Raw genomic sequence first — 3,108 nt, 5'->3', positions numbered from 1 at the left:
TAGCTTTACGTGCGATTTGCGCCTTGAATCTGAATATTCTGAATCACAATCCATTTCGTCCAGACTGAATCAGAGGCTCCCTAACGTTTATTGCCGCATATACCCGAACCGCCGTCTCGATGCTAGCAACAGCAGGAGCAGCAGCCATGGGCTAAGTGCGCCACCGCCGCCTGATGATGCTTCATATACCTGGATGGTGACTATCGCATCGGCGGAGTCGGTTTTTCCATCGCTGACCCTGAAGCTGAAGGAGTCTGTCCCCGTAAATCCATCATTGGGGCGGTAGCTTAGATCAGGTGCGCTGCCGCTCAATGTGCCATTGGCAGGCTGGGTGACCAAGGTGTAGGTCAGGCTGTCGCCATCGGCGTCACTGCCGGTGAGAGTGATGGCGAGTGTCGAACCTGTGGTGACACTGAGCGACCGGGAGGTTGCCGTTGGAGCCGTATTGTCGGGGATCGTTGCGGTTGCAACAGCCAGGCCCCAGGGATCGCGTATGATCCCGCTTCTTCCATCGCGATCGAACGCATCGTTATCCGTGAGCGTCATGGTAATGGTGCGCTCGGTGTGGTCGATGACCGCAGCGGTGAAAGTTTGCCAAGTATCACTGCTGTCCAGTTTACGAACGATGGTGTCTTGCGGAATGCTCACCGTGGATGGAAATTGGAAGACCACGGTTGCGCTACCGGAGGGCGCTGTGATGCTGAAGTCGAATAGTCCCAGTGGAAAGTGGTAACCGTCGTCTGGAACCTCCAGATCGGTCTCATTGGAGATGGGAAGCCCGCTCTGACCGCTAGTGTGCGCGATCAGTTGCCCGTTTTCGGTGGAGATCGTCACTTTCTTTCCTGCCAGATCGTCCAGACCAAGGTCATGTGCGGTGGTAGGGGGAACAATGAACTCGAGGATGCTGTTGTCAACAGCGCCATCTCCCGTTTCCAGGGCGTCGATAACACCATCTTCATCACTGTCGGTGGGATGGTCGGGGTCGCCAATCTCCCGGACATCCGGTGCGCCGTCGGTGTCGGTGTCGATGGAATCGGGGTCAAGCCCGGCACTGCTGGCCTGCTCGTCACTCAGACCGTCGCTGTTGTTGTCGTTGACGGTCGCTTCATTGACCGTTACCGGCAGTTCAATGGTGTCACTTGCGCCCCGGCTGTCGATCACTGTCAGGATCAGGGTCTCGCTGCCCGCATTCAGGGCGTTGTAGATCAGGTCCGAGCCTTCGATGGTCGTGGTGCCCAGTGCCGATGCCGATACAGTGAAAATGTGACTGTCAGTGCTGTCTGCATCGGTAACGCCGAAATTGAGTGTCGCACTCTGGCCGGTAACGGTGACCAGCCCGTTGTTGCCCTGACGAGCCAGTACCGGTGCCTGGTTGTTTTCCGTCACCGTGATGCGCACGGTTGCTGGTTCGGAATGGTCGCTGCCATCGTTGACCGTGAAGGTGAGTTGATCCTCGCCACTGAAATCGGCATTCGGCGTAAAGGTCAGGTTGGGAGCAGTCCCGCTCAAGCTGCCGTGAGCTGGCTGTGTGACCAAAGCGTAGCTGAGGCTATCTCCATCGGCGTCGGTTCCGTTCAGGGCGATGTCGATGGCCGCGTCCTCCACGGTGGTGAGTGACTGCGCCTCGGCAATCGGTATGTCCTGGATGGCAGTGACGTTGATCGTTACGCTGGCCGCGGCTGAATCGGTAATCCCATCATTGACCTTGAAGGTGAACGAGTCTGCCCCGGCGAAGTTGGCGCGGGGTGTGTAGCTTAGTGAAGGGGCCTCGCCGGTGAGTGTGCCCTGTTGCGGAGTGCTGAGCAGGGTGAAGGTGAGCGCGTTACCTTCCGCGTCGGTACCCTCCAGCTCTATTGCAACTGGGCTATCCTCGTCAACGGTGATGGTCTGGCCAGTTGCGACCGGCGCGTCGTTGTGCTCGACAATGGTGATGTTGATGCTGACCGTAGCGGAATCGGCACGGCCATCACTGGCCTTGAAGGTAAATGAATCCACGCCGTGGAAATCGGTCGCTGGGGTATAAGTTAGGCTGGGCGGCGTACCGTTCAGTTGGCCATGGGCGGGTTGCGTGACAATCAGGTAGGTGAGTGCATCACTGTCCAGGTCGGAGCCAGTCAGGGTGATCCCTAGCGGAGTGTCCTCTAGGGCGGCCAACGATTGGCCGTTGGCAACGGGGGCGTCATTGATTGGCGCAATATTGACGTTAAAACTCTCGATTGTCCGGCCATTATCTCCATCGGTAACCGCGATCGTTACGGTGGCGGCTCCGGATGCGTTGGCGGCGGGGGTCAGCGTGATTTTTCTGCTGGCTCCGCTGCCGGAAAGCTGGAGGTTTGCAGCAGGAAACAGCTGCGGATTGCTGGATGCCGCGGTTACGTACAGATCAGCCGTTGCCGTTTCGACATCACCAATGGTAAAGGCAATAGAGATGGGGGCCTGATCCTCATCCATGGAGAGATCGGCGATCGCTGAGATGGTGGGATCGTCATTAATCGTATTGACCGTCAGGTTGAAGCTTTCACTGACGCTTTCACCATCGCTGTCGGCAACCGTTACTGTGACCACCGCCGATCCGGATTGCTGGGCGGCGGGCGTGATGCTCACCGAACGATCTGCGCCACTGCCACCGAGGGTGATGTTTGCGTCAGGCAACAGGGTCTGGTTGCTGGATGACGCGGTGACCACCAGGTTGCCTGGCGTTGTTTCAGCGTCATTGATCACGAAGGCAATGGCACCGGTCGCGCTGTCTTCATCGGTTGTGATCGCACCTATGGCGCTGATGGTGGGTGTGTCACTGATTGCGTTGATGGTAATGGCGACCGTAGCGGCATCGGAATCGGCGCCGCCGTCGTTGACCTTGAAGGTAAAGGCATCTGTGCCGTTGAAATCGGGATGAGGCGTGTAGGTCAGGTTGGGTGCGGTGCCTGACAGCGTTCCGTTAGCGGGCTCGGCGATGACCACAAAGGTCAGGCTATCGCCGTCGACGTCGCTGCCACTCAGAATAATATTGACAGCGGTGTCTTCATCAGTGGAGACCGACTGTACGTCGGCGACGGGAACGTCGGCGCTAGCGGTGATGCTAATGCTGACGGTGGCCGCAACCGAATC

1 protein-coding gene is annotated in these 3,108 nt (G+C 58.1%); it reads right to left on the bottom strand.

Features of this window, described 5'->3' with window-relative positions; translation table 11 throughout:
• Positions 1-87 precede the first annotated feature (87 nt).
• The coding region (locus tag RIFP1SYM_RS16050; protein ID WP_240992155.1) for an Ig-like domain-containing protein at positions 88-3,108 on the bottom strand (3,021 nt) is incomplete at its 5' end.

It is taken from the genome of endosymbiont of Riftia pachyptila (vent Ph05), from assembly GCF_000224455.1.
In the GTDB taxonomy this organism is placed as follows: Bacteria; Pseudomonadota; Gammaproteobacteria; order Chromatiales; family Chromatiaceae; genus Endoriftia; species Endoriftia persephonae.
The sequence above is the reverse complement of the archived record's forward strand: the minus strand, read 5'-3'. Positions and strand labels throughout refer to the sequence as shown.